The 25311-nt window shown below is 63.8% G+C and carries 24 protein-coding genes; 6 read left to right on the top strand and 18 right to left on the bottom strand.

The genetic code is table 11. The annotated features are described in order from the left end of the window. Positions 1-263 precede the first annotated feature (263 nt). The 7 genes from HU825_RS09990 to ffh all read right to left on the bottom strand — a co-directional run bounded on the left by HU825_RS09990 (position 264) and on the right by ffh (position 5660). The gene (locus tag HU825_RS09990) at positions 264-989 is read right to left on the bottom strand and encodes a thioredoxin fold domain-containing protein (RefSeq protein WP_054093671.1); all 726 of its coding nucleotides are present in this window, start codon (positions 987-989) and stop codon (positions 264-266) included. Positions 990-1127: 138 nt separating this feature from the next. Next, positions 1128-2024 (bottom strand): site-specific tyrosine recombinase XerD, encoded by an 897-nt coding sequence (xerD, locus tag HU825_RS09985; RefSeq protein WP_234301955.1) that lies wholly within the window; start codon positions 2022-2024, stop codon positions 1128-1130. A gap of 132 nt (positions 2025-2156) precedes the next feature. Beyond that, positions 2157-2507 carry a 50S ribosomal protein L19 gene (gene rplS / locus HU825_RS09980; RefSeq protein WP_234301954.1) on the bottom strand — a complete coding sequence of 117 codons (351 nt, stop codon included), beginning with the start codon at positions 2505-2507 and terminating at the stop codon, positions 2157-2159. 48 nt (positions 2508-2555) lie between these two features. Further along, entirely contained in the window at positions 2556-3308 is a 753-nt protein-coding gene (gene trmD, locus HU825_RS09975; protein WP_054093658.1) for a tRNA (guanosine(37)-N1)-methyltransferase TrmD, read from the bottom strand. 5 nt (positions 3309-3313) lie between these two features. Beyond that, a complete protein-coding gene (gene rimM, locus HU825_RS09970; protein WP_054093657.1) occupies positions 3314-3850 on the bottom strand; it encodes a ribosome maturation factor RimM in 537 nt (178 codons plus the stop codon). A gap of 5 nt (positions 3851-3855) precedes the next feature. Continuing rightward, positions 3856-4107 (bottom strand): 30S ribosomal protein S16, encoded by a 252-nt coding sequence (gene rpsP / locus HU825_RS09965; RefSeq protein WP_009867795.1) that lies wholly within the window; start codon positions 4105-4107, stop codon positions 3856-3858. A 176-nt stretch (positions 4108-4283) separates the two neighbouring features. Continuing rightward, complete coding sequence (gene ffh / locus HU825_RS09960) at positions 4284-5660, bottom strand: signal recognition particle protein (protein WP_138299388.1); 1377 nt, start codon at positions 5658-5660, stop codon at positions 4284-4286. 163 nt (positions 5661-5823) lie between these two features. On the opposite strand from ffh, the gene HU825_RS09955 reads away from it, so the two are divergent. Both HU825_RS09955 and HU825_RS09950 read left to right on the top strand, forming a co-directional pair. Beyond that, the gene (locus HU825_RS09955) at positions 5824-6624 is read left to right on the top strand and encodes a cytochrome C assembly family protein (RefSeq protein ID WP_043295911.1); all 801 of its coding nucleotides are present in this window, start codon (positions 5824-5826) and stop codon (positions 6622-6624) included. 16 nt (positions 6625-6640) lie between these two features. Continuing rightward, complete coding sequence (locus HU825_RS09950) at positions 6641-7912, top strand: HlyC/CorC family transporter (protein WP_054093655.1); 1272 nt, start codon at positions 6641-6643, stop codon at positions 7910-7912. Positions 7913-7932: 20 nt separating this feature from the next. Here HU825_RS09950 and purT read toward each other — a convergent pair whose 3' ends face one another. The 4 genes from purT to HU825_RS09930 are packed head-to-tail and all read right to left on the bottom strand — an operon-like array spanning position 7933 to position 10536. Then, a complete protein-coding gene (gene purT / locus HU825_RS09945) occupies positions 7933-9114 on the bottom strand; it encodes a formate-dependent phosphoribosylglycinamide formyltransferase (RefSeq protein WP_234301953.1) in 1182 nt (393 codons plus the stop codon). Between the two features lie 45 nt (positions 9115-9159). Then, the gene (locus tag HU825_RS09940; protein WP_054093653.1) at positions 9160-9351 is read right to left on the bottom strand and encodes a DUF1289 domain-containing protein; all 192 of its coding nucleotides are present in this window, start codon (positions 9349-9351) and stop codon (positions 9160-9162) included. Continuing rightward, the gene (locus tag HU825_RS09935; RefSeq protein WP_054093652.1) at positions 9348-9869 is read right to left on the bottom strand and encodes a gamma carbonic anhydrase family protein; all 522 of its coding nucleotides are present in this window, start codon (positions 9867-9869) and stop codon (positions 9348-9350) included. The genes HU825_RS09940 and HU825_RS09935 overlap by 4 nt, the downstream gene beginning before the upstream one ends. A 49-nt stretch (positions 9870-9918) precedes the next feature. Continuing rightward, on the bottom strand, positions 9919-10536 hold the full coding sequence (locus HU825_RS09930; protein WP_043296375.1) for a CoA pyrophosphatase: 618 nt from the start codon (positions 10534-10536) through the stop codon (positions 9919-9921). Positions 10537-10943: 407 nt separating this feature from the next. Here HU825_RS09930 and HU825_RS09925 point away from each other — a divergent pair, with 407 nt between their 5' ends. Next, a complete protein-coding gene (locus tag HU825_RS09925) occupies positions 10944-11447 on the top strand; it encodes a L,D-transpeptidase family protein (protein ID WP_043295907.1) in 504 nt (167 codons plus the stop codon). A 37-nt stretch (positions 11448-11484) separates the two neighbouring features. Here HU825_RS09925 and HU825_RS09920 read toward each other — a convergent pair whose 3' ends face one another. The 7 genes from HU825_RS09920 to HU825_RS09890 all read right to left on the bottom strand — a co-directional run bounded on the left by HU825_RS09920 (position 11485) and on the right by HU825_RS09890 (position 21687). Further along, entirely contained in the window at positions 11485-11802 is a 318-nt protein-coding gene (locus tag HU825_RS09920) for a YqfO family protein (protein ID WP_043295906.1), read from the bottom strand. Between the two features lie 209 nt (positions 11803-12011). Further along, positions 12012-15908, bottom strand: coding sequence for a phosphoribosylformylglycinamidine synthase (gene purL, locus HU825_RS09915; RefSeq protein ID WP_234301952.1), 3897 nt, complete (start codon positions 15906-15908; stop codon positions 12012-12014). 123 nt (positions 15909-16031) lie between these two features. Beyond that, on the bottom strand, positions 16032-17372 hold the full coding sequence (locus HU825_RS09910; protein WP_234301951.1) for a cytochrome D1 domain-containing protein: 1341 nt from the start codon (positions 17370-17372) through the stop codon (positions 16032-16034). A 122-nt stretch (positions 17373-17494) separates the two neighbouring features. Further along, positions 17495-18262 carry an amino acid ABC transporter ATP-binding protein gene (locus HU825_RS09905; RefSeq protein WP_054093649.1) on the bottom strand — a complete coding sequence of 256 codons (768 nt, stop codon included), beginning with the start codon at positions 18260-18262 and terminating at the stop codon, positions 17495-17497. Positions 18263-18271: 9 nt separating this feature from the next. Then, complete coding sequence (locus HU825_RS09900) at positions 18272-19369, bottom strand: amino acid ABC transporter permease (RefSeq protein WP_043295902.1); 1098 nt, start codon at positions 19367-19369, stop codon at positions 18272-18274. A 10-nt stretch (positions 19370-19379) separates the two neighbouring features. Then, entirely contained in the window at positions 19380-20561 is a 1182-nt protein-coding gene (locus tag HU825_RS09895; RefSeq protein ID WP_234301950.1) for an amino acid ABC transporter permease, read from the bottom strand. A gap of 97 nt (positions 20562-20658) precedes the next feature. Next, positions 20659-21687, bottom strand: a complete 1029-nt coding sequence (locus tag HU825_RS09890) for an amino acid ABC transporter substrate-binding protein (RefSeq protein WP_234301949.1) — start codon at positions 21685-21687, stop codon at positions 20659-20661. 336 nt (positions 21688-22023) lie between these two features. Here HU825_RS09890 and HU825_RS09885 point away from each other — a divergent pair, with 336 nt between their 5' ends. The 3 genes from HU825_RS09885 (at position 22024) to rhlB (ending at position 25295) form a co-directional block, all read left to right on the top strand. After that, positions 22024-22680, top strand: coding sequence for an alpha/beta hydrolase (locus tag HU825_RS09885; protein ID WP_054093645.1), 657 nt, complete (start codon positions 22024-22026; stop codon positions 22678-22680). 172 nt (positions 22681-22852) lie between these two features. Further along, on the top strand, positions 22853-23788 hold the full coding sequence (locus tag HU825_RS09880) for a GGDEF domain-containing protein (RefSeq protein WP_077683628.1): 936 nt from the start codon (positions 22853-22855) through the stop codon (positions 23786-23788). A gap of 100 nt (positions 23789-23888) precedes the next feature. After that, the gene (gene rhlB / locus HU825_RS09875) at positions 23889-25295 is read left to right on the top strand and encodes an ATP-dependent RNA helicase RhlB (protein ID WP_054093670.1); all 1407 of its coding nucleotides are present in this window, start codon (positions 23889-23891) and stop codon (positions 25293-25295) included. Positions 25296-25311 lie beyond the last annotated feature (16 nt).

Genomic DNA, 25311 nt, shown 5'->3' with positions numbered 1-25311 from the left:
GCACCGGCCGAACAAAAGAGTCGCACATTACGAAGGGCGTCGCCGTTAGTCAATCGGCCATCGCCGCGTCATCGACACCAGCCAGGCCCAGCCGCCGATGCCGCTACGCCAGCAACTCATCCGCCTGTGCGCTGAGGCTTTTGCTGCCCCTAGCAATGTCGTACCGCGCCCGGCCGAGGCACGAGCCCACCATCAGGTGCACGCCTCGGCGGATTGCGCATCGACCCGCCGAGGCGTGGCGACGAATCAGCTCGGGCCAGCCGTCAGTTGGCCTGCAGCGCCAGCTCCGCCAGCTGCGGTGCGGGCTGATAACCAGGAATCATCTGACCGTCGGCGAGGATAATGGCAGGCGTACCCTGCACGCCGATCAGCTGGCCGAGAGCGTACTGCTTGGCAATCGGGCTGTCGCAGCTGGCCTGCGGCACATCCTTACGCGCCTTGGCCAAGTTCATCGCGGCCTGGCGATCCTTCGCGCACCAGACGCTGGTCAGAGTATTGGCACCGTGACTACCCATGCCTTGGCGCGGAAAGGCGACGTACCGTACCTCCACGCCCAGACGGTTCAGCTCGGGAACCTCGCTATGCAGCTTCTGGCAATAACCGCAATCGGTGTCGGTGAAGACGGTGATGTGGGTTTTCGGATTCTTCGGCGCGAACACCACCATCTCGCTCGCCGGAATCGCGTCGATCTCCCGCGCGACCGACTGACTCTGCGCCTGTTCGGTAAGGTTGACTGCCCGGCCGTCTTGAAAACGATAGAGGAAGCCCTGCAAGACGAACTGGCCGTCGGCGCTGGCGTAAAGCTGGCGACCGCCCTTCAGCTGCACCTGATAGAGCCCCGACATCGGACTTTCGGCAATCGCCTCGATCGGCAGGTCCGGCTGAGCCGTTTGCAGCGTCTTGCGAATCGCCTGATCAGGGTCAGCAGCGAAGACGAAGGTACTGGCCAGGCTGGCGACCACGACGGTAAACAAACGAATCGCGCCCATGAAAACTCCTGCAACGACGGTCGAGAAAAGGCGTACAGCCTATCACAGCAGCCGCCTGCAAATCGTTGCATGCAAGCCGACAGGCACAAACACCGAAGCGCGTCGCAGATTGGTGCGATTTTCCTCAACCACTCGCAGCTAGCCCCGCGGATGGTGCTCGGCATGCAGCGCCTGCAGGCGCGCGCGCGCGATGTGCGTATAGATTTGCGTAGTCGATAGATCGCTGTGGCCAAGCAGCATCTGCACGGTGCGCAGATCGGCGCCATGATTGAGCAGATGCGTTGCAAAGGCATGCCGCAGGGTATGCGGCGAGATGGCGGCAGCGATCCCGGCCTGTCTGGCATGCAGTTTGATTCGATGCCAGAACGTCTGGCGAGTCATCGGATCGCCTCGCCGACTCAGAAATTCGACATCGCCCGGCTTATCGCCAAGCAACAGGCCACGCGCGTCGCGTCGATAGCGCTCCAGCCAGTACATAGCTTCATCGCCCAGCGGCACCAGGCGCTCCTTGTTGCCCTTGCCGAAGGTGCGTAATACACCCTGGCGCAGGCTTATCTGCTCCTGATGCATACCGACCAGCTCACTGACGCGCAGGCCGCAGGCGTAGAGCACCTCGAGCATCGCGCGGTCGCGCAGGCCAAGCGCATCACCAATATCCGGCGCGGCCAGCAGCGCTTCGACGTCGGCCTCGGACAAGGCCTTGGGTAGCGATCGGCCCAGTCGCGGCAGCTCGATCCTCAGCGTCGGATCGCTCTCCACCAAACCTTCACGCAGCAGATAGCGATAGAAGCCACGCATACCGGAGAGAAACCGCGCGGTCGAACGCGCCTTGTAGCCATTAGCCAGGCGCCAGGCCAAGTGATCGAGAATGGCGTCGCGGCCCACACCGACCAGGGAAGCCCCACGCTCCGCGAGCCAACCATTGAACAGGGCAAGGTCACTGCAATAGGCGTCGCGCGTATTGTCTGCCAGGCCTTTCTCCAGCCACAGCGCATCCAGAAAACGATCAATGATTGGATCGTGTAGTGCCGGCATATCGAGACTCTCGTAAATTACCCGCGAATCTGCCACTCAGCACCGCCCGTGCCTCACCGGCAATAACGTGGGGGACGGGCATAAAAAAAGCAGCCCGCAGGCTGCTTTTTTCGTGCATCGAGAAATGCGCTCTCAGGACAGCTTTTCCTTGATGCGTGCGGCCTTACCAGACAGATCGCGCAGATAGTACAGCTTGGCCTTGCGTACGTCGCCGCGGCGCTTGATGCTCAGGCTGTCGACGACCGGGCTGTAGGTCTGGAAGGTACGCTCGACACCCACACCGTTGGAGATCTTACGGACGGTGAAGGCGCTGTTCAGGCCGCGGTTACGCTTGCCGATCACCACACCTTCGAAGGCCTGAAGACGCTGACGATCGCCTTCCTTCACCTTCACCTGGACAATCACGGTGTCGCCAGGGGCAAATGCCGGGATTTCTTTGTTCATCTGCTCGGCTTCGAGCTGCTGGATGATCTTGTTGGTCATGCTGTGCTCCTAAGACAAGCCCTTATGGCCTGCCATCGATACGTTGCGTTAACTATCGTCCCGCTGGCGGATGTACTCCTCCAGCAGCTTCTGTTCTTCTCCAGAAAGCGAGCGGCTATCCAGAAGATCGGCACGGCGCTCCCAGGTTCTCCCAAGGGACTGCTGCAAACGCCAGCGCCGGATGTGTTCATGGTTGCCGCTGAGCAGCACTTCAGGAACACGCTTGTCCGCATACACCTCAGGTCGCGTGTAATGCGGACAGTCGAGCAGGCCGTCAGTAAACGAATCCTCCTCGGCGGAATCAGCATGGCCCAACGCTCCGGGGAGCAGACGGGTCACTGCATCGATCAGCACCATCGCCGGCAGCTCGCCACCGGACAGCACGTAATCACCGATCGACCACTCCTCATCTACGTGCGCCTCGATGAAACGCTCGTCGATGCCTTCATAGCGGCCAGCGATGAGGATCAGTGCCTCCTCCTTCGCCAACTGCCGGACGTCCGCCTGCTTCAGCTGACGTCCCTGCGGCGAAAGATAAATCACCTTCGCCGCCTCTCCAGCCACATGACGTGCGTCCGTCAAGGCGCGCTCCAGTGGCTGGATCTTCATCACCATTCCGGGGCCGCCACCGAATGGTCGGTCATCCACGGTCTGATGACGATCGTCGGTGTAGCTCCGCGGGTTCCAGCAGCGCAGCTGCAAGAGCCCCTGCTTGACCGCGCGACTGGTTATCCCGTAATCGCGGATCGCAGCGAACATCTCTGGGAACAGACTGATGACTTCAACGCGCAAACCAGACATGAGGCTCAGAAGTCCGCATCCCAGTCGACCCGCATCTCACCCAGCTCCAAATCGATGCGCTGCACGCACTGATCGGTATAGGGCAGCAGCCGCTCCCGCTCATCCACGCTGCCGGCGCAGGGCTTGACCACCAGAACGTCATTGGCACCGGTCTCGAGCAGATGATCGACAACACCGAGCAACTGCTCGAGCTGGTTGATGACCTTCAACCCCTGAAGCTGGTACCAGTAGTACTCATCGCTGGCCAGCGCGGGCAGTTCCGTACGTGGAATGCAGATTTCGAAATCCGCGTACGAACGCGCGATCTCGCGATCATTCAGCCCTTTCAGCGACGCCACCAGGATCTTGCCCTGAAGGCGGCCCCTGACCAGCTCGACCTGCTTGACCTCGTCACCTCGCCGCAGCGTCCAGTGACGGTAGTCGAGCAGATTGTCGATCGGATCGGTAAAGGAGTAGACCTTTACGTCACCTCGCACGCCATGCACCGAAACGATCTTGCCGATGACGATAAGATCCTCGGCCGGAGCAGACGTTGCGCTCATGCGATTCAGGCAGCAGCCTTGGCAGCTTCCTTCAGCAGCTGAGCAACACGCTCAGACGGCTGGGCGCCCTGGCTCAGCCAGTACGCGGCGCGCTCTTGGTTCACCGAAAGCTTCACTTCCGCACCGCTGGCGATCGGATTGAAGAAACCGATGCGCTCGACGAAGCGACCATCGCGCGCATTGCGGCTGTTGGTCACGGTCAGGTGGTAGAAAGGGCGCTTCTTGGAGCCGCCACGGGCGAGACGAATAGTTACCATGTGAACATCGTTCCTGTAGTCGGTGCTAACTTAAGGCACACACTTAAAATGGGCCTAGGCCCGAAAGGCCGCGCATTTTACGAGTAAAAGCGACAACCTTCAAGCTGCCAGCCACAAGTAATCCCGGCAAGCAGGGCCGCTTGCAGGCGACCCGTCGTTCAAAGTACCGCTGCAGCTCAGAACTTCGGCATCCCGCCACCGGGGAACATGCCGCCCATACCGCGCATCATCTTGGCCATTCCCCCCTTGCCGGTGACTTTCTTCATCATCTTCTGCATCTGCTTGTGCTGCTTGATCAGCCGACCGATGTCCTGCACCTGGGTACCGGAGCCTAGCGCGATGCGACGCTTGCGCGAACCGCTGATGAGATCGGGATTGCGGCGCTCGGCCGGCGTCATCGAGTTGATGATGGCCTCCATCTGCTTGAACTGCTTTTCTGCCGCGCCCTGGGCATTGCCCATCTGCGCAAGGTTAACGCCACCGATCGACGGTAGCTTGTCCATCAGCCCGCCGAGCCCGCCCATGTTCTTCATCTGCTGCAACTGGTCGCGGAAGTCCTCGAGGTCGAAGCCCTTGCCCTTCTTTAGCTTCTTGGTGAGCTTCTCGGCCTTCTCGCGATCGAGGGTCTGCTCGGCCTGCTCGATCAGACTGAGCACGTCGCCCATGCCGAGGATGCGCGATGCGATGCGGTCAGGATGGAACGGTTCGAGCGCGTCGCTCTTCTCGCCCATACCGAGGAACTTGATCGGCTTGCCGGTAATGTGACGTACCGACAGCGCGGCACCGCCACGGGCATCGCCATCGACCTTGGTCAGCACCACGCCAGTGAGTGGCAGCGCGTCGCCAAAGGCACGTGCGGTATTGGCGGCATCCTGGCCGGTCATGGCGTCCACTACGAACAGCGTCTCGACAGGATTGATCGCCGCATGCAGCGCCTGAATCTCGGCCATCATGTCGGCATCGATGGCCAGACGGCCAGCCGTATCCACCAGCACCACGTCGATGAACTTCAGCCGCGCCTCGCGGATCGCCGCCTGGGCAATCTCTACCGGCTTCTGGCTGATATCAGAGGGGAAGAAGGTCACACCCACTTCGCCAGCCAGCGTTTCCAGCTGCTTGATCGCCGCCGGACGGTAGACGTCGGCCGACACGACCATCACCGACTTCTTCTTGCGATCCTTGAGCAGCCGCGCAAGCTTGCCCACGGTCGTGGTCTTGCCCGCACCCTGCAGACCTGCCATCAGCACCACTGCCGGCGGCGCGACACTCAGCGCCAGATCCTCGTTGGCGGCACCCATCAGCTCCTCGAGCTCGGCACGCACGATCTTCACGAACGCCTGGCCCGGCGTCAGGCTCTTCGACACCTCGGTGCCGACCGCACGCTCCTTGACCTTGTTGACGAAGTCCTTGACCACCGGCAGCGCGACGTCGGCCTCGAGCAGGGCCATCCGCACCTCGCGCAGGGTGTCCTTGATGTTGTCCTCGGTCAGCTTCGCCTTGCCCGTGACATGGCGAAGGGTTTGTGACAGGCGATCGGTTAGGTTCTCGAACATGAGGCGTTCCACGTTGGATGTGGTGAAGGCAGCGATTATAGAGACTCGGGGCATCCGGCCGGTACCCCGGCAATGATGCTTTTCATGTAAGCGACCTCCCGCCGCTTTTGCACCTTGGGGGTTTGTGCCACACTCACGGCCTTTCGAGTCGCTACCAGAACCTATGCACCCTCTGCTGCCCAGCCTCACTGCCGCTCTTCTATATGCTGGCGTCACGGGCTATCAAAGTTTGCGTCTGGCACAACGTTCTGTCCCGGACAAACGTCTGCTGCTCGTGCTCGGCGCGTTGGCACTGTTGGCGCACGGCGCCAGCCTGTTCATGCAGCTGCTTTCCCCGAGCGGCCTGCACCTGGACTTTTTCAATGCCTCAAGCCTGATCGCCGCCGCCGTGATCCTGCTGATTCTCCTGGCCCTGCAACGGATGCCGGTTGAGAACCTGCTGGTGTTGCTGTTTCCGCTCGGCTGCCTGACGGTTTTGTTCGCACAGTTCGCGCCGACCGGCACCGCGCCAGCGATTACTGAAGAAGCGGGCATCCTGGCACACATCCTGTTGTCGATCCTGGCTTACGGCATGCTCACCATCGCGGTGTTCCAGGCGCTGCTGCTGCTGCTGCAGGATCACCATCTGAAGAACAAGCACCCATCAGGGCTGATCCGCAACTTCCCGCCGCTGCAAACCATGGAAAGCCTGCTGTTCGGCTTCCTCTGGGCCGGCTGGCTGCTGCTTTCGGCTTCGCTGCTGTCCGGCTGGCTGTTCCTTGACGACCTGTTCGCCCAGCATCTGGTGCACAAAACCCTGCTGTCGGTGGTCGCCTGGGTGGTCTTCGGCCTGCTGCTGTGGGGTCGCCACCAGCTCGGCTGGCGTGGCTACAAGGCCATCCGTTGGACCCTGGTCGGCTTCTGCCTGTTGATGCTGGCGTACTTCGGCAGCAAGCTGGTTCGCGAATTCATCCTGCACATCTAAGACACGGGACAGATACGTGGAACATCTACATCCCGGCCTAGTGGTCGGACTGCTGGTTTTCCTGATCCTATGTTCCGCGTTCTTTTCGAGCTCCGAAACCGGGATGCTCAGCCTCAACCGCTATCGCCTGCGCCATCGCGCCAGAGAAGGCCATCGCGGAGCCAGGCGCGCCATCGACCTGCTGGCGCGACCGGATCGGCTGCTAGGCACCATTCTGGTCGGCAACAACTTCGTCAACATCCTCGCCTCTTCGATCGCTACGGTGATCGCCGTGCAGCTGTGGGGCGAAGCCGGTATCGCCATCGCCACCCTCGGCGTGACGCTGCTGTTGCTGATCTTCGGCGAAATCGCGCCCAAGACCTTCGCCGCGCTGCATCCGGAAACGGTGGCCTATCCAGTCAGCCTGCCGCTGGCCGCACTGCAGAAGGTGCTGTATCCGGTGGTCGCCCTGCTCGGCTGGATCAGCAACGGCCTGCTGCGCCTGGCCGGCATCGATCCGACCGCCAAGCGCAGCGACAGCCTGTCCAGCGAGGAATTGCGCAGCGTAGTGCGTGAGTCCGGCAGCGATCTGCCACTGAATCGCCAGAGCATGCTGCTCGGCATTCTGGATCTCGAGCGGGTGACGGTGGACGACATCATGATCCCGCGCAACGAGGTCGCGGGCATTGATCTCGAAGACGATCTGGAAACCATCATCGGCCAGCTGCGCACCACCTCGCACACCCGTCTGCCGGTGTTCCGCAAGGACATCAACCAGATCGAAGGCATCATCCACATGCGGCATATCGCCCGCCTGCTCAGCCATGATCAGTTGACCCGCGACAGCCTGCTCGAGGCCTGCAGCCCGCCGTACTTCGTGCCGGAGAACACGCCGCTCTCCACCCAGCTGCTCAATTTCCAGAAACAGAAGCGCCGCATCGGCATCGTCGTCGACGAGTACGGCGATGTGATGGGGATCGTGACCCTGGAAGACATCCTCGAAGAAATCGTCGGCGAGTTCAGCAACCAGGACACCCTGCGCAGCCCAGACATCCATCCTCAGGACGACGGCACGCAGGTTATCGATGGCGCCGCGTACCTGCGCGAGATCAACCGGGCACTCGGCTGGCAGCTTCCCTGCGACGGGCCCAGGACGCTCAACGGGCTGATTACCGAAGCCCTCGAACACATTCCCGACAGCGGTATATGCCTGCAGATCGGCCGCTACCGGCTGGAAATCCTGCAGGCCGCGGACAACCGGGTGAAAAGCGTTCGCGCCTGGGCCATCGAGCCTCCTCGAGACGAGTAGGCGGCGCTCTGGCCCGACCGCTAGAGTTGAATCTTGACCGCCGCCGCGGCGCGCTGAGCCTTCGCCCGCGCAGTCTCGAGCGACACGTCGCGGGCCAGCGCCACTCCCATCCGCCGTTGGCCGCTGACACCCGGCTTGCCAAACAGGCGCAGCGACGTGTCCGGCTCAGACAACGCTCCTTCCAGATTACCGAAGCAGACCTCGGTCGACTCGCCCTCCGCCAGAATGACGGCCGAGGCGGAGGGGCCGAGCTGGCGAATCGCCGGGATCGGCAAGCCGAGAATCGCCCGCGCATGCAAGGCGAATTCCGAAAGGTCCTGCGATACCAGCGTAACCAGGCCGGTATCGTGCGGACGCGGCGAAATCTCGCAGAACCAGACCTGCTCGCCCTTGATGAACAACTCCACACCGAACACGCCACGGCCACCCAGTGCGTCGGTCACCGCCAGCGCAATTCGCTCGGCTTGGGCAAGCGCCGCAGCGCAAACCGGTTGCGGTTGCCAGGACTCCTGGTAATCGCCCTTTTGCTGCCGGTGTCCGATCGGCTGGCAGAAGGTGCTGCCGCCGGCATGCCGCACCGTGAGCAGCGTGATCTCGTAATCGAAATCGATGAATCCCTCGACGATGACCCGACCACGCCCGGCGCGCCCGCCGGCCTGCGCGTATTCCCATGCGGCGTCGATGTCCGCCTCGCTGCGCAGCAGCGTCTGCCCCTTGCCGGACGAACTCATCACCGGCTTGATCAGGCAGGGAAAGCCCAGCGCCAGTGCCGCCGCCCGGCATTCTGCCAGTGAGTCGGCGAAATGATAGGGAGACGTCGGCAAGCCCAGTTCCTCCGCTGCCAGGCGCCGAATACCCTCGCGATTCATGGTCAGCTGAGCGGCTCGCGCAGTTGGGATCACGGTGAAACCTTCGGCCTCCAGTTCAACCAGCGTGGCAGTGGCAATGGCCTCGATTTCCGGGACGATGTAGTGCGGCTGCTCCCGCTCGATCACAGCGCGCAGCGCCGCGCCATCAAGCATGTCGATCACATGGGAGCGATGCGCCACCTGCATGGCCGGAGCGTTGGCGTAGCGATCCACCGCGATCACCTCCACGCCCAGACGCTGCAGCTCGATCACCAGCTCCTTGCCGAGCTCGCCGGAGCCACACAGCAGGACGCGCGTGGCGCTGGCAGTTAGCGGGGTGCCAATTCGGGGCATGGAAGTCCTCGTCGTTCGTCAATCAGCGGCGCACGATGCGCATACCTAAATCAGTTGTCCGCTGGCGCGGGCTCGCTCGGCGCACTGGCGCAACACTTGGCGTCGCTCATCATTGTCCATGAGCCCCCAGCGACGAATCTCATCGGCGCTGCGCTGGCAGCCCACGCACACGTCGTCCTCATCCAACGCGCAGAGGCTGACGCAGGGCGAGCTGACAGGCTTGTCGCGGTCGCTCACTCGTCCGGCTCCAACTCGCGCGCGTAGCGCTGGGCGTTGTGTACGTAGTGCGCAGCGCTGGCTTCGAGCATCTTCTTCTGCTCCTCGCTCAGTTCGCGCACCACCTTGCCTGGCGAGCCCACCACCAGCGAGCCGTCAGGTATTTCCTTGCCCTCGGCAATCAGCGTGTTGGCGCCGATGATGCAGTGCTTGCCAATCTTCGCGCCGTTGAGGATCACCGCATTGATGCCGATCAGGCTGTAATCGCCGACGCTGCAGCCATGCAGCATGGCGTTATGGCCGACGGTGACGCCGGTGCCCAGCGTCAGCGGATGCCCCATGTCGGTATGCATCACGCTGCCATCCTGAACGTTGCTGTTCGGGCCGACATGGATCAGTTCGTTGTCGCCACGCAACACGGCGCCGAACCACACGCTCGCCCCCTCATCGAGACGAACCTTGCCGATCAGCGTCGCCGTCGGAGCAACCCAGCTCTGCGGATGGGCTTGGACGCGCGATTCTCCCAGACGGTATTTCACATGCGGATCCTCTCTGAATTCCGACGAAAAAGGCGCGCGGTGCTGGTTGTCAGCGTGCGGCGCGCCCGGTGAGATCGATGAAAGATGCCGAGGCCTTGCGCATCTCGATACCGGCGTCGTAAACCAGATTCACCAGCTCGACGATCATGATCGCCGTCAGCCCCCAGATTTGGTATTCGCCATATCGGTAAGATGGGATGTACCAGCTCTGCCCCTGATAATCGATACGATGCGTGACCTCGCGAGGGTCCTGACAGAAGAAGCTCAGCGGGACGGAGAACACCGAGGCGATCTCCGCGTCGTTGGCGCGATACTCCACGTAATCGGGAACGATGCCGACGTAGGGCGTGACATGAATGCCGTGCACCGAAATCAGGCTGCTCAGTGGCCCGATGACCTCAACCATGCCCGGCGCCAGACCGACCTCCTCCTCCGCCTCGCGCAACGCTGTATGCATGAGGTCGCGATCCTCCGGATCGCGGCGCCCCCCGGGAAACGCCACCTCGCCGCCATGCGTCGACAGCCCGCTGGCGCGCAGTGTCAACACCAGCTCCGGATCCTCGCTTCGGGTGATGGGCATCAGGACGGCCGCCTCGGGCAGTCGCCCCTCCGGCTCCAGAAGATGCGGAGAGTAGTCGCGCACCCGGCGAAGAATGGTATCCAGCATAATCATCTCAATTCATCTTTGACCGGCATCATGGCATGAAAGGCGCAACCGCCCAAGGCCCGCCGCAGCGCCCTGTACGCCAGCCTGAACGGCGTGCCGGACCAGCACGCGGGTCGTTGCGCGGAGCCAATGATCCGGCTGGTGTGTTCCGTAGCAATGACCCGCAAAGCGCCTGGAATGTTGCAGCCTGTCGCGCCGCTCGCCAATGCGCTGGCGACATCCCAATCCGCAGAGCCGGCGCCAAAGGCTCGCGCGACGCACTTCCGGTCGGCCCGCCTTTGCGCGCATCCACCGGTAACCTAGAATGTCGCCTCACTGACCGGGTGCAGCAGACCCTCCCGGTACGAGCAGGCGCCATGCCATCGCAACCCCAGGTCTGATGTCGTCGTATTGCAGGAAGAGTTCAGATGCGCTGGCTGTTCGCCGTTTTCTGTTTTACCTTCGCCACTCTTTCCCATGCCAATGCAACGCCGCATCTGGACGGGACGTCAATCGACAAGGTGCTGGTCATCAAGTCCGAACGCCAGCTACATCTGCTCAGCCGTGGCAAGACCCTCAAGAGTTATCGCGTCTCGCTCGGCAAACAGCCAGCCGGCGCCAAGCTGCGCGAGGGTGACCAGCGCACTCCCGAAGGGCTCTACTGGATCGATTGGCGCAAGCCCAGCGACAAATTCAATCTGTCCATGCACATCTCCTACCCCAACGCCCGCGACCTCGCTCGCGCCGAGGCGCAGGGCGTGCCGCCCGGGGACATGATCATGCTGCACGGCACGCCGCTGGACGAGGAGTATCCTGAGTGGTTCTTCCACACCCTCGATTGGACCGAGGGCTGCATTGCGCTGAAGAACGCCGACATGCAGGAAATCTGGCAGTTGGTGCGCAACGGTACGCTGATCGAAATCCGGCCTTGAATCACCGCGGGCGCCTTTGACGCCCGATTTCGTTCCGTCAGAACTGCATGTCCGACAGACGCCAGACATCGAACGCCGGCGTTTCGTAGGGATGCGCCTTCTTCAACGCTTTGACGCTGTCATGAATCAGCTCGTCGGCAACCACCAGCTCGACCTTCCACTCAGCGACCTGTTGCACCTGCCCCAGTTGCCCGAGAAAAGGCTGGCTGTTCTCCAGCGGACGGTACTGGCCATGCCCGAGCGTCTGCCAGCAGCAGTTATCGTAAGCGCCGATACGGCCGGCACCGGCTGCGAACACTGCTTTCTTGACTGCATCCAGATGGCTCTCCGGAACGTAGAAACACAGCTTGTACATCGGGTTCTCCAGACGGGAGGTGGACCAGTGCCCACCGACAATGGATGGCATTTTGGCATGACGATGCACAGCGAAACGGTGCGGTCGATCAAAGCTAAGACGCGGTAAGACGATCCGGGTTCACCTCCTCGGCGACAGCACCCGGGCGCAAAAAAGCCCGATGGCCACGGGGTCCATCGGGCTTGTGCGTTATGGATCGATCCGCGTGATCAATCCACCCAGACGCGGGCGTTGCGGAACAGGCGCATCCAGCCGCCGTCTTCGCGCCACTCGTCCGGGCGCCAGGAGTTGGTCACGGCACGCACCACCCGCTCGGGGTGCGGCATCATGATGGTCACCCGGCCGTCACGACTGGTGAGGCCGGTGATGCCGCGCGGCGAGCCGTTGGGGTTGGCCGGATAGCGCTCGGTGACCTTGCCGTGATTGTCGATGTAACGCAGCGCCACGGTGCCGGACAGATCGGCCTGCAGCAGAGCCTCCTCGCTGGCGAACTCGGCATGCCCCTCGCCATGAGCGATGGCGATCGGCATACGCGACCCTGCCATGCCTTGCAGCAGGATCGACGGCGAATCCTGCACCTGGACCATCGCTACGCGCGCCTCGAACTGCTCCGAGCGGTTACGCACGAAGTGCGGCCAGTTCTCGGTGCCCGGAATCAGCTCGTGCAGGTTGCTCATCATCTGGCAACCGTTGCACACGCCGAGAGCGAAGCTGTCCTTGCGCTCGAAGAAGGCCTGGAACGCGTCGCGGGCGCCGGCATGGAACAGGATCGACTTAGCCCAGCCTTCACCAGCGCCGAGCACGTCGCCGTAGGAGAAGCCGCCGCAAGCGACCAGCCCCTTGAACGCCTCGAGGCTGACGCGCCCGGCGAGAATATCGCTCATGTGCACGTCCACCGCTGCAAAGCCGGCCCGATCGAACGCCGCTGCCATCTCCACCTGGCCGTTGACGCCCTGCTCACGCAGCACCGCCACCTGCGGACGCACGCCGCGCTTGATGTACGGGGCGGCGATGTCCTGGTTGACGTCGAAGCCAAGCTTGACGCTGAGGCCGGGGTTGTCTTCCTCCAGCAACGCATCGAATTCCTGATCGGCACAGTCGGCGTTGTCGCGCAGGCGCTGGATCTGGTAGCTGGTTTCGGCCCACTGGCGCTGCAGCAGGCGACGGTCGCCGCTGAACACTTCACTGCCGGCGAGACGGATCGACACGTAACCGTTGTTGGTCGGCTGACCGATCACCGCGACGCAATCGCCGAGGCCGGCGGCGCTGAACTGCGCCAGCACGATTTCAGTATCGTCCTGACGCACTTGGATGACCGCACCCAGTTCCTCGCTGAACAGCACGGCCGGTACGTCGTCGGCGTCGTCCAGCAGGCTATCGAGATTCAGATCGAGGCCGCAGTGGCCGGCGAAGGCCATTTCCAGCACGGTGGTCAGCAGGCCGCCGTCGGAGCGATCGTGATAGGCCTGCAGCAGGCCATCGGCATTAAGCCCCTGGATGACCGCGAAGAACGCGCGCAGGTCCTCGGCATCATCGACATCCGGCACTTCACGGCCGAGCTTGCCGTAGACCTGGGCGAGGATCGAGCCGCCCAGGCGGTTCTGCCCACGGCCGAGGTCGATCAGGATCAGGTCGGTGGCGCCCTTGTCCAGACGCAGCTGCGGGGTCAGGGTCTGGCGGACGTCGACCACCGGCGCGAAGCCGGACACGATCAGCGACAGCGGCGAGGTCACGCTCTTCTCGGCGCCCTCGTCCGACCAGCGCGTTTTCATCGACATCGAGTCCTTGCCCACCGGGATGGTCAGGCCCAGTTGCGGGCACAGCTCCATGCCGACGGCACGCACGGTGTCGTACAGCCGCGCATCCTCGCCCGGGTGACCGGCAGCGGCCATCCAGTTGGCCGACAGCTTGATATCGGAGAGCTTCTCGATGCGTGCCGCGGCCAGGTTGGTTAGCGTCTCGCCGATCGCCATGCGCCCCGAGGCCGGCGCGTCGAGCAGGGCCAGCGGCGTGCGCTCGCCCATCGCCATCGCCTCCCCGGTGTAGACGTCATAGCTGGCGGCGGTCACTGCGCAATCGGCCACCGGCACCTGCCAGGGGCCGACCATCTGGTCGCGCGCCACCAGGCCGGTGATGCTGCGGTCGCCGATGGTGATCAAAAAGCTTTTGCTCGCCACTGCCGGGTGGCGAAGCACGCGGCCCACGGCCTCGTCGAGGTAGACCGACGCGGCGTTGAAATCATCGCCCTGCCCGGCTTCGCGCTGTGCGCTGCGATGCATGCGCGGCGCCTTGCCGAGCAGCACGTTGAGCGGCATGTCCACCGGCTTGTTGCCGAAGTGGCTGTCGGCGACGGTCAGGTGCGCTTCCTCGGTGGCCTCGCCGACGACCGCGAAGGGGCAGCGCTCGCGCTCGCAGATCGCCGCGAAGCGCTCCAGATCGACGGCATCGACCGAGAGCACGTAGCGCTCCTGGGACTCGTTGCACCAGATTTCGTGCGGGGCCATGCCCGGCTCGTCGTTGGGGATGTTGCGCAGCTCGAAGCGACCACCGCGACCGCCATCGTTGACCAGTTCGGGGAAGGCGTTGGACAGGCCGCCGGCGCCGACATCGTGGATGAACTTGATCGGGTTGTGCTCGCCCAGTTGCCAGCAGCGGTCGATGACTTCCTGGCAGCGACGTTCCATTTCCGGGTTGTCGCGCTGCACCGAGGCAAAGTCCAGGTCAGCCGAACTGGTACCAGTGGCCATCGACGACGCTGCACCGCCGCCCAGGCCGATCAGCATGGCCGGGCCGCCGAGCACGATCAGCTTGCCGCCGACCGAGATCTCGCCCTTCTGCACATGATCTTCACGGATGTTGCCCATGCCGCCGGCAAGCATGATCGGCTTGTGGTAGCCGCGTACTTCCTCGCCGCGCGGCGAGTCGATCGCCTGCTCGAAGGTGCGGAAATAACCGGTCAGCGCCGGGCGGCCGAACTCGTTGTTGAACGCGGCGCCGCCCAAGGGGCCCTCGATCATGATGTCCAGCGGCGTGACGATGCGCTCGGGCTTGCCGTAGGGCTTCTCCCAGGGCTGCTCGAAACCGGGGATATTCAGGTTGGAGACGGTGAAGCCCGTCAGACCGGCCTTGGGCTTGGCGCCACGCCCGGTCGCACCCTCGTCGCGGATTTCGCCGCCGGAGCCGGTGGAGGCACCGGGGAACGGCGCGATGGCCGTCGGGTGGTTGTGGGTCTCCACCTTCATCAGGATGTGCACCGGCTCCTGGCTCGCAGCGTACTCGCGCGTCTCCGGATTCGGATAGAAGCGACCAGCAACACTGCCGACGATGACGGCGGCGTTGTCCTTGTAGGCCGATAGCACGCCCTCGTTGTGCAGCTGGTAGGTGTTCTTGATCATGCCGAACAGAGACTTATCCTGGCTTTCGCCGTCGATGTCCCAGCTGGCATTGAAGATCTTGTGACGGCAGTGCTCGGAGTTGGCCTGGGCGAACATCATCAGTTCGATGTCGTGCGGGTTGCGTGCCAGTCCGGTGAAGGCCTGTACCAGATAGTCGATCTCGTCTTCGGCCAGCGCCAGGCCCAGCTCGACGTTGGCCTTTTCCAGCGCGGCGCGACCGCCGCCGAGCACATCCACGGCAGTGAGCGGCTTGGGCTGGGCATGGCTGAACAGGTTGGCGGCTTCCTCGAAGCGGCCGAGCACCAGCTGGGTCATGCGGTCATGCAACGCGGCGGCGACGAGTGCGGCGTCGCTGTCGGACAGCTCACCCTGCACGTAGTAGGCGATGCCGCGCTCCAGGCGCTGGATCTTCTCCAGACCGCAGTTGTGGGCGATGTCGCTGGCCTTGCTCGACCAGGGCGAGATGGTGCCGAAACGCGGCACCACCAGGAACAGCCGACCGGCTGGCTCCTGCACCGGCACGCTGGGGCCGTACTTGAGCAGGCGGGTCAGGACCTGCTGCTCTTCCGCGCCAAGCGCGCCGGAAACCTCGGCGAAATGGGCGAACTCGGCATACAACCCGCTCACGGCGGGGACCTTCTCGGTCAGTTGTGCCAGGAGCTTGCCGTGACGGAAGGCGGAAAGAGCGGGAGCGCCGCGCAGAATCAACATCGTCGGAACAGCCTCGAAGAGGGGAGCAGTCGGGGCGCGTATTCTAGCCCATGACGGCGGTCAAAGGGGCAGCGACCCGCTGCAAGCGCAGCCGCCGACGAACGCCCGGCCAGCCGGCTGACGCTAACGCGCAGCGCCCTGCTGGGCCTCGATGCCACGCCAGACGCTGTATGTGCCCTCCGGCCGCTTCATTGGCAGACGTTTGACCTCTTTCAGGCTCTGCGTATCGAACACGATCACGGCGCCGTCGTCGCGCCACAGGCTGGCCAGCGCGTAACGACCGTCGCGGGTGAATTCGACGTGCGCCAGCGTGTCTTCCGGCTCGGCCGCGAAGCGCCAGGCGACCTCCAGGGTGTCCCGGTCAATCGCCTGCAGCACATGCCGCGAATCGACCGCCAGCATCGAATCGACGAACAGGTAGCGACTGTTCTCATGGCCAGCGAGAAAAACCCCCGGCCCTTGCAGGGCAATGCTTTGCACCCGCTCGCGCCGCTGCGGGTCGATCACCGCAACTTCCGGTAGCTTAAGGTTGGTGCTGGCCATCAGCGTCACCCCCTGGCGACGCCAGGTGACGGCCGTGCCCATGTGTGGGCGCCCCTGCAAAGGCAAGCCGCCGATTCGTTGGCGCGCATCCAGGTGGATCACCTGCACCTCGCCCTGCGGCGACACGCCGAACAGCTCAGCCTGACCGGGATTGAAGAAGAAATCCTCCAGCGGCGCATTTAGCTCGATACGTCGCGGATTGAGATATCCGGTGACGAAGGTGCCCTCCCGATACTGGAAGTCGTGCACCAGACCGATCGCCATGTCTTCGGCCTGCGGGTCATAGCTGACCTCCCACAACTCGGCGATGTCCTTCATCGCCACGACGAACGACCGTCGCGACGGCACGCTGTAGACCGCCGACACCCGGGAGCTGCGCTGCGTCTTCTGGTCGAGCGCCGACATCGATTTGAGCAGGTTCAGGTCGCCATCCAGCAGCACCAGGGTATGGGGCTGGTAGTTGGCCACGGCGACGTGCTCGCCCGTCGGGTCGACGGCAATGTTGCGGGTGTCCAGCCCCGCGCGCACCTCGGCCACGACTTCCAGCGTCCACAGGTCATACTTGGTCACCCAGCCATCGCGGGACACAAAGAATGCGTAGCGACCGTCGCGGGTGAATGTCGGACTGCCATGCAGCTGCGCCCGGGTGGCAAAGCGATGCAAGGGATCGAACTTGTCGCCATCGAGGATCGTGATGTGAGAATCGCCAGTCTCGACCACCAGCATCAGCCCCAGCGGATCGGCCTGGTAGACCGGCGCCTGCGCCATCGTGGCCTCGCGCAGCACTTGGCGGGACGCGCGGATGTCTTGCTCGCGCCACGACTCCCGCCCCTGCGCGGCGGTGGCCAGCAGGCTCGCCAGCAGTCCGGCGACCAGGCCCTGCAGCGACCGCATGACACCACTTTTTCTGCGCTTGGACATGACCCGCTTCCCGAACTGCGACGATGGGCAACGATTACATGCCAGGCGCAAACGCAACCCCATGACCGGCGTCAACCGAAGGCCGGGCGACGCCGCGCAGCAGTATTCCGCCCAGCCCTCGCTCAATGCAGGATCTGGCTGAGGAACAGCTTGGTCCGGTCGTTGACCGGATTGCTGAAGAACACCTCCGGCTCGGCCTGTTCGACGATCTCGCCGCGGTCCATGAAGATCACCCGGTCGGCCACGGTGCGGGCAAAGCCCATCTCGTGGGTGACGCAGAGCATGGTCATGCCGCTCTCGGCGAGGGCGATCATGGTATCCAGCACTTCCTTGACCATTTCCGGATCGAGCGCCGAGGTCGGCTCGTCGAACAACATGATCTTGGGCTTCATGCACAGCGCCCGGGCGATCGCCACGCGCTGCTGCTGGCCGCCGGAGAGCTGGCCGGGATATTTGCCGGCCTGTTCCGGAATGCGCACCCGCTCCAGATAATGCATGGCGATTTCCTCGGCCTGTCGGCGCGGCAGCTTGCGCACCCACATCGGTGCCAGCGTGCAGTTCTGCAACACCGTCAGGTGCGGGAACAGGTTGAAATGCTGGAACACCATGCCAACTTCGCTGCGAATCGCCTCGATCTGCTTGAGATCGCTGGTCAGCTCGACGCCGTTGATGACGATGCGTCCCTGCTGGTGTTCTTCCAGCCGGTTCAGGCAGCGAATGGTGGTCGACTTGCCCGAGCCGGAGGGCCCACAGAGCACGATGCGCTCGCCCTGGCGCACGCTCAGGTTGATGTCCTTGAGCACATGGAACTGGCCGTACCACTTGTGCACGCCCTGCATCTGGATGACCGGCTCGCTCGCCTGCTCCGGTCGTGCCACGGTATCGCTCATAACCCTCTCCTAGTTCCTGTGACCGGTATCGAGCTTGCGCTCCAGGTGCATCGAATAGCGCGACATGCCGAAGCAGAACAGCCAGTACACCAGCGCGGCGAATACGTAGCCTTCGGTGGACATGCCCAGCCAGGCCGGGTCCGCCGTGGCGCGTTTGATGCTGTTGAGGAAGTCGAACAGGCCGATGATGATCACCAGGCTGGTGTCCTTGAATAGCGCGATGAAGGTGTTCACGATGCCGGGAATCACCAGCTTCAGCGCCTGCGGCAGGATCACCAGCAGCATGCTGCGCCAGTAGCCCAACCCCATTGCCGCGGCGGCCTCGTACTGCCCCCTCGGAATCGCCTGCAGGCCGCCGCGCACCACCTCGGCGATATAGGCCGCCTCGAAGAAGATCACCATCAGCATGGCGCGCATCAGCTTGTCCAGATTCATGCCCTCGGGCAGGAACAGCGGCAACATCACCGACGACATGAACAGCACGGTGATCAGCGGCACGCCGCGCCAGAACTCGATGAACGTCACGCACAACACGCGGATCGCCGGCATGTCGGAACGCCGCCCCAACGCCAGCAGAATGCCCATGGGCAGCGCGCCGGCGATGCCCACGGCAGCGATGACGATGGTCAGCATCAGGCCGCCCCACTGACTGGTCGGCACCGTCTGCAGGCCGAGGAAGCCGCCATGCAGCAGCCAGTACGCCAGCACTGGGTAGATCAGCAGATAGGCAAACCCGTAGCGCACCTTGTGCGGCATCTGGCGCAGGAAGAACGGCGTCGCCCCGAGGATCGCCAGCCACACGCTGAGGTCGACCCGCCAGCGCAGCTCCGCCGGATAGAAGCCGTACATGAACTGGCTGAAGCGCGTCTGCACGAAGACCCAGCACGCACCTTCGCGCGTGCAGTCGGCGCGGGTTTCGCCCGTCCAATCGGCGCTGAAGACCGCCCAGTCCAGCAGCGGCGGAATCACCAGCCAGACTACATACAGCCCCAGCAGAGTCAGCAGCGTATTGCCGACACCGGAGAACAGGTTCGCCCGCAGCCAGCCGATGGCGCCCAGGTTGCTCGATGGCGGTGGCAGGTCAGGTTTGAAACGATGAGTCGTCATGGCCTGGTCCTCACCGTTCGATCAACGCGATGCGCCGGTTGTACCAGTTCATCAACAGGGAAATGCTGATGCTGATGGCCAGGTACACGCTCATGGTGATCGCCATCGTCTCGATCGCCTGGCCGGTCTGGTTGAGCACCGTACCGGCGAACAGCGAGACCATATCCGGGTAGCCGATGGCCGCCGCCAGCGAGGAGTTCTTCGCCAGGTTGAGGTACTGACTGGTCAGCGGCGGGACGATCACCCGCAGCGCCTGCGGGATGATCACCAGCCGCAGCGTCTGCCCAGTGCGCAGCCCCAGCGATGCAGCCGCCTCGCTCTGTCCGTGGCTGACCGCCTGGATGCCGGCACGCACGGTTTCGCCGATGAACGCCGCCGTGTAGACCGCCAGCGCCAGCACAATCGACACCAGTTCGGGAATCACGATCCAGCCGCCGCGGATATTGAAGCGCTGCAGCTGCGGCACCTCCCAGTCGAACGGCGCGCCCCACAGCAGCACACTCAAGGTCGGAATCGCCACCAGCAACCCCAGGCTGGACCAGAGCAACGGAAACGGTTGCCCGGTCGCATGCCGACGCGCACGCGCCCAGCGCGCGAGCACCACGACGGCCAGCACCGCCACCAGTAGCGCCAGCCAGAATGGCCAGAAACCTTCCGCGGCACTGGGCGCCGGCAGCTGCACGCCGCGGTTGTTGAGAAAGATCACGCCCCCCAGGCTCAGGCTGTCGCGCGGGCCGGGCAGCGGACCGATCACCGCGAAATAGACGAAGAAGATCTGCAGCAGCGGCGGGATGTTGCGGAACGTTTCGATATACAGCGTCGCCAGCTGGCGAATCAGCCAGTTCGACGACAGCCTTGCCACGCCGAGCGCAAAACCGATGAGCGTCGCGAGAATGATGCCGATGACACTCACCAGCAGCGTATTGAGCAACCCGACCCAGAATACCCGGCCATAGGAGTCGCTTTCGCTGTAGTCGATCAGGTGCTGGGAAATGCCGAAGCCGGCGGCATTATCGAGAAAGCCGAAACCGGAGGTGATACCGCGATGGGCCAGATTGGCCTGCGTGTTGATGAACAGGAACCAGCCGAACGCCACCACCACGGCCACCGCCAGCACCTGGAACACCCAGGCACGCACACGTGGATCGGTCAGCGGCGAGCGTCGCACCAGCCTTGATTCAGTGCTGCGCATCGAAAACCCTCGTGCGGCACCGCCGGAACGCCGCGCGCGCCGTCAGTGCCGTTCCCTGGAAACGGGCCGGCAGCGCTGGCTGACGGCCCCGGATACCTCAACGCACCGGTGGTGCGTACTGCAATCCGCCCTTATTCCACAGGGCATTGAGGCCGCGCTCGATCTTCAGCTCGCTGCCGGCGCCGACGTTGCGCTCGAAGATCTCGCCATAGTTGCCCACCTGCTTGACGATCTGCACCGCCCAGTCCGCCGGCAGCTTGAGGTCCTTGCCGTACTCGCCCTCACCACCGAGCAGGCGCGCCACGTCCGGGTTCTTGGTTTCCTTGGCGGTCTTCTCCACGTTCGCCGAGGTCACGCCCAGCTCTTCGGCGTTGAGCAAGGCGAACAGCGTCCAGCGCACGATATCGAACCATTCCTCGTCGCCCTGGCGCACGGCCGGGCCGAGCGGCTCCTTGGAAATCACCTCGGGCAGCACGACATAATGATCGGGATTGGCCAGCTTGATGCGCTGCGCATAGAGCTGCGACTGGTCGGAGGTCAGCACGTCGCAGCGCCCGGACTCCAGCGACTTGGCGCTTTCGTCGGAGGTGTCGTAGGTGATGGGGGTGTACTTGAGGCCGTTGGAGCGGAAGTAGTCGGAGAGATTGAGTTCAGTGGTGGTACCGGCCTGAATGCAGACGGTGGCACCATCCAGCTCCTTGGCGCTGCTGACCCCGAGTTCCTTGTTCACCAGAAAGCCCTGGCCGTCGTAATAGGTCACCCCGGTGAAATTCAGCCCCATTGCCGAATCCCGCGAGCTGGTCCAGGTGGTATTGCGCGACAGCATGTCGATCTCGCCGGACTGCAACGCGGTGAAGCGCTCCTTGGCCGTCAACGGGCTGAACTTGACCTTGCCGGCGTCGCCGAACACCGCCGCAGCCACCGCGCGGCAGACATCCACGTCGATTCCCTTGTACTGACCCTTGGCGTCGGCGAAGGAGAACCCCGGCAGTCCGTCGCTGATACCACATTGTACGAAGCCCTTCTTCTTCACGGCATCCAGGGTCGCCCCGGCATGCGCCGCCCCGCTGATGGCGAACAGCGTCGCAGCACTCAGCACGGCCAGTGTGGATTTCACCCTCATCATCGAAACCTCCAGTTTGCTTTCTTATTCTCGGGTCGGGGCCGTCTGCCGTCGCGCGAGCGCGTAACGGCAGAGCCAGACCTGAGTCTAGTCGCAGCTGAGTGATCGGCAATGTCGTCGATCTGCCCTGATCTCGCCGCCAGCGAAGGCGCCCGGCACGCTGGCGGCGACAATGCAGGCGATTGCAAGCGGCGTACCAGCGTCCACAACGCCAGGCTGCGCGGTGCCACGGGTGCACCGGCGCCGCACAACCGGGTAACCTCGCACGACTTTCACCACGGGCGATTCGCCCGCGCCCCAAGATAGGGCGATGCCGCCTTCAGCCGCCGGAGCCATCCCATGAGCGAACCCCTGATCATCGAACCAACCCGGCAGGCCGATGCCTGCGTCATCTGGCTGCACGGTCTGGGCGCCGACCGCTATGATTTCCAGCCGGTCGCCGAAGCCCTGCAGCAGCGTCTGCTCAGCACCCGCTTTGTGCTGCCACAGGCGCCAACCCGCCCGGTCACCATCAATGGCGGCTGGCAGATGCCCAGCTGGTACGACATCCAGGCGCTGAGCCCGGCACGCGCGATCAACCGCGACGAACTGGAGGAATCCACCGAGCTGGTCATCCGCCTGATCGAGGCGCAGCGCGACAGTGGTATCGATCCGGCGCGCATCTTCCTCGCCGGCTTCTCCCAGGGCGGAGCGGTCGTGCTGCATACCGCCTACCTGCGCTGGCCGGGCACGCTGGGCGGTGTCATCGCGCTGTCCACCTACGCCCCGACGTTCAGCGAAAACCTCCAGCTCGCCGAAACGGCGCGCCGCCAGCCGGTGCTCTGCCTGCATGGCAGCCGTGACGACGTGGTGCCGCTGCCGATGGGGCGCGCGGCCTATGAATGCCTGCAGGCCGCGGGCGTCGCGGCGTCCTGGCGGGACTACCCCATGGGCCACGAGGTACTGCCGCAGGAAATCCGCGACATCGGCGAGTGGCTGGCCGAACGCCTGGCCTGAAAATTCGTCCGGCAAAGCGAAGCGGCGCGGCCGACGTTACGGAGCTACGCTTGTCGCAAGGCCGAATGCTTCGGAGTCGTTGCGCGTGACGCACGTCCGCCAGTTCGCGGCGCGTGGGAGGGGGCGCGATGAGTACCGCCAGAGAGTGTCGCCGCGATACGGGCCCGCGGCGATGAAGCTGCTCCAACAACCGGTTGACCTGCTGCAACTGAGCCAGATGCGCCTGATGCAGCACGTCGACATCGGCCATCTGCGCATGCTCGCCGATCGGTTCGAGCTGTGCGAAATGGCGGTCGACGAGGTGCTGCTGTCGCCGCGCAGCGTCAACCGCTTCCTCTATCTGCTGCTCGAGGGCCAACTGACGGTCCACCTCGACACGCTGGACAGTCCTGCGCTGCGGTTGATCGAGCCCTGTGAGTGCGCCGGCGAAGTGAGCTTCATCGACCGGCTTCCGCCGCCTACCTATGTCGTCGCCAGCCAGCCGAGCCGGCTGCTGCGCCTGCACAACCGGGACTTCGTCTGCCTGACAACCTCGCCCCGGCTCATGCGCAATCTCGTCGGTCTGCTCTGCGAGCGCGTTCGCCTGAGCGACCGGCTGATCATCGACAGCGAGCACAACGCCAACGTCGACATGCTCACCGGCGTTTTCAACCGGCGCTGGCTGGAGCACATCTTCGAACGCGAGCGCGCACGCTGTGCATTCAGCCAGCTGCCGCTGTGTCTGCTAATGCTCGATGTCGATCACTTCAAGGCCTATAACGACAAATACGGCCACCTGGCCGGCGACCACGCGCTGCTGATGGTCGCCCGCACGCTGGGCGGCCAGCTGCGGCCCAAGGACAGCCTGATCCGCTTCGGCGGCGAGGAGTTCGTCATCCTGCTGCCGGAGCTGGACACGGCCGAGGCCCGGCTGATCGGTGAGCGGCTGTTGCGCAGCATCGAACAGGTGAGCACCTTCGATACCGCCATCGGCGCTCTGCCGGGCGTCACCGTGTCCATTGGGCTGGCGCAGATGCAGGCGGACGACGAGCTGACCAACCTGATCGATCGCGCCGACAAGGCGCTTTACCAGGCCAAGCAACAGGGCCGAAACCGCCTGTGCGTCTGAACGGCAACGCTGTCAACCCGGAAAAGGGCCAATACTTCGCCATGCCTGCTTCTTGCATTACACTGGCGCGCGAATTTCCCATTTGATGAACGAGAAGGCCGTGCTCAAAGCACTCAAGAAAATCTTTGCCAAGGACGAGCCCCAGCCGGCGCCCATAACGCCCGCCGCCAGCAGCTCCGCCGCCGACACTGCCCAGACGCAGCACACCCAGCCCGCGCAGCCGGACACCAAGAAAGCCGAGCGCGCCGCCGACAAGCCACGTCGCCCGCGCCACAGCAAACCGGCCGCTCCGGCCTGGAAGCTCGAAGACTTCGTAGTCGAGCCGGTCGAAGGCAAGACCCGCTTCCATGACTTCAAGCTCGCCCCCGAGCTGATGCACGCCATCCAGGATCTGGGCTTCCCGTACTGCACGCCGATCCAGGCGCAGGTGCTGGGCTTCACGCTCAAGGGTCAGGACGCCATCGGCCGCGCGCAGACCGGCACTGGCAAGACCGCGGCCTTCCTGATTTCCACCATCACCCAGCTGCTGCAGACGCCGCCGCCCAAGGAACGCTACATGGGCGAACCACGCGCGCTGATCATCGCGCCGACCCGCGAGCTGGTGGTGCAGATCGCCAACGACGCGCTGGACCTGGCCAAGTACACCGGCCTGAACGTGATGAGCTTCGTCGGCGGCATGGACTTCGACAAGCAGCTCAAGCAGCTCGAATCGCGCTTCTGCGACATCCTGGTCGCCACGCCCGGCCGCCTGCTGGACTTCAACCAGCGCGGAGAGGTGCATCTGGACATGGTCGAGGTGATGGTGCTGGACGAGGCTGATCGCATGCTCGACATGGGCTTCATCCCGCAGGTGCGCCAGATCATCCGGCAAACGCCGATGAAGGGTGAACGCCAGACCTTGCTGTTCTCCGCGACCTTCACCGAGGACGTGATGAACCTCGCCCGCCAGTGGACGGTGAACCCGGCCATCGTCGAGATCGAGCCGGAAAACGTCGCCAGCGACACCGTCGAACAGCACGTCTACGCGGTGGCCGGCAGCGACAAGTACAAGCTGCTCTACAACCTGATCAGCCAGAACGACTGGACCCGAGTGATGGTCTTCGCCAATCGCAAGGACGAAGTCCGGCGCATCGAAGAACGCCTGACCAAGGACGGCATCAGCGCCGCGCAGATGTCCGGTGACGTGCCACAGCACAAGCGCATCAAGGTTCTGGAAGGCTTCCGTGAGGGCAAGATCCGCGTCCTGGTGGCCACCGACGTCGCCGGTCGCGGCATTCACGTCGACGGCATCAGCCACGTGATCAACTTCACCCTGCCGGAAGATCCGGACGACTACGTGCACCGCATCGGTCGTACCGGCCGTGCCGGTGCCAGCGGCACTTCGATCAGTTTCGCCGGCGAGGATGACGCCTTCGCCCTGCCGCCGATCGAGGAGCTGATCGGGCGCAAGATTCACTGCGAGATGCCGCCGGCCGAGCTGCTGGTGCCGGTACCACGCAGCCGTTGAGGCTCACGGAAAAACA

The sequence above is a fragment of the Pseudomonas phenolilytica genome (assembly GCF_021432765.1).
GTDB classification, from domain to species: Bacteria; Pseudomonadota; Gammaproteobacteria; order Pseudomonadales; family Pseudomonadaceae; genus Stutzerimonas; species Stutzerimonas phenolilytica.
The sequence above is the reverse complement of the archived record's forward strand: the minus strand, read 5'-3'. Positions and strand labels throughout refer to the sequence as shown.

What these genes read in the sequence shown, in the direction of transcription:
- HU825_RS09990 (WP_054093671.1), bottom strand. Translation starts at nt 989, where the DNA reads ATGGGCGCGATTCGTTTGTTTACCGTCGTGGTCGCCAGCCTGGCCAGT.
- xerD (WP_234301955.1), bottom strand. Translation starts at nt 2,024, where the DNA reads ATGCCGGCACTACACGATCCAATCATTGATCGTTTTCTGGATGCGCTG.
- rplS (WP_234301954.1), bottom strand. Translation starts at nt 2,507, where the DNA reads ATGACCAACAAGATCATCCAGCAGCTCGAAGCCGAGCAGATGAACAAA.
- trmD (WP_054093658.1), bottom strand. Translation starts at nt 3,308, where the DNA reads ATGTCTGGTTTGCGCGTTGAAGTCATCAGTCTGTTCCCAGAGATGTTC.
- rimM (WP_054093657.1), bottom strand. Translation starts at nt 3,850, where the DNA reads ATGAGCGCAACGTCTGCTCCGGCCGAGGATCTTATCGTCATCGGCAAG.
- rpsP (WP_009867795.1), bottom strand. Translation starts at nt 4,107, where the DNA reads ATGGTAACTATTCGTCTCGCCCGTGGCGGCTCCAAGAAGCGCCCTTTC.
- ffh (WP_138299388.1), bottom strand. Translation starts at nt 5,660, where the DNA reads ATGTTCGAGAACCTAACCGATCGCCTGTCACAAACCCTTCGCCATGTC.
- HU825_RS09955 (WP_043295911.1), top strand. Translation starts at nt 5,824, where the DNA reads ATGCACCCTCTGCTGCCCAGCCTCACTGCCGCTCTTCTATATGCTGGC.
- purT (WP_234301953.1), bottom strand. Translation starts at nt 9,114, where the DNA reads ATGCCCCGAATTGGCACCCCGCTAACTGCCAGCGCCACGCGCGTCCTG.
- HU825_RS09930 (WP_043296375.1), bottom strand. Translation starts at nt 10,536, where the DNA reads ATGCTGGATACCATTCTTCGCCGGGTGCGCGACTACTCTCCGCATCTT.
- HU825_RS09925 (WP_043295907.1), top strand. Translation starts at nt 10,944, where the DNA reads ATGCGCTGGCTGTTCGCCGTTTTCTGTTTTACCTTCGCCACTCTTTCC.
- HU825_RS09920 (WP_043295906.1), bottom strand. Translation starts at nt 11,802, where the DNA reads ATGTACAAGCTGTGTTTCTACGTTCCGGAGAGCCATCTGGATGCAGTC.
- purL (WP_234301952.1), bottom strand. Translation starts at nt 15,908, where the DNA reads ATGTTGATTCTGCGCGGCGCTCCCGCTCTTTCCGCCTTCCGTCACGGC.
- HU825_RS09910 (WP_234301951.1), bottom strand. Translation starts at nt 17,372, where the DNA reads ATGTCCAAGCGCAGAAAAAGTGGTGTCATGCGGTCGCTGCAGGGCCTG.
- HU825_RS09905 (WP_054093649.1), bottom strand. Translation starts at nt 18,262, where the DNA reads ATGAGCGATACCGTGGCACGACCGGAGCAGGCGAGCGAGCCGGTCATC.
- HU825_RS09900 (WP_043295902.1), bottom strand. Translation starts at nt 19,369, where the DNA reads ATGACGACTCATCGTTTCAAACCTGACCTGCCACCGCCATCGAGCAAC.
- HU825_RS09895 (WP_234301950.1), bottom strand. Translation starts at nt 20,561, where the DNA reads ATGCGCAGCACTGAATCAAGGCTGGTGCGACGCTCGCCGCTGACCGAT.
- HU825_RS09890 (WP_234301949.1), bottom strand. Translation starts at nt 21,687, where the DNA reads ATGATGAGGGTGAAATCCACACTGGCCGTGCTGAGTGCTGCGACGCTG.
- HU825_RS09885 (WP_054093645.1), top strand. Translation starts at nt 22,024, where the DNA reads ATGAGCGAACCCCTGATCATCGAACCAACCCGGCAGGCCGATGCCTGC.
- HU825_RS09880 (WP_077683628.1), top strand. Translation starts at nt 22,853, where the DNA reads ATGAAGCTGCTCCAACAACCGGTTGACCTGCTGCAACTGAGCCAGATG.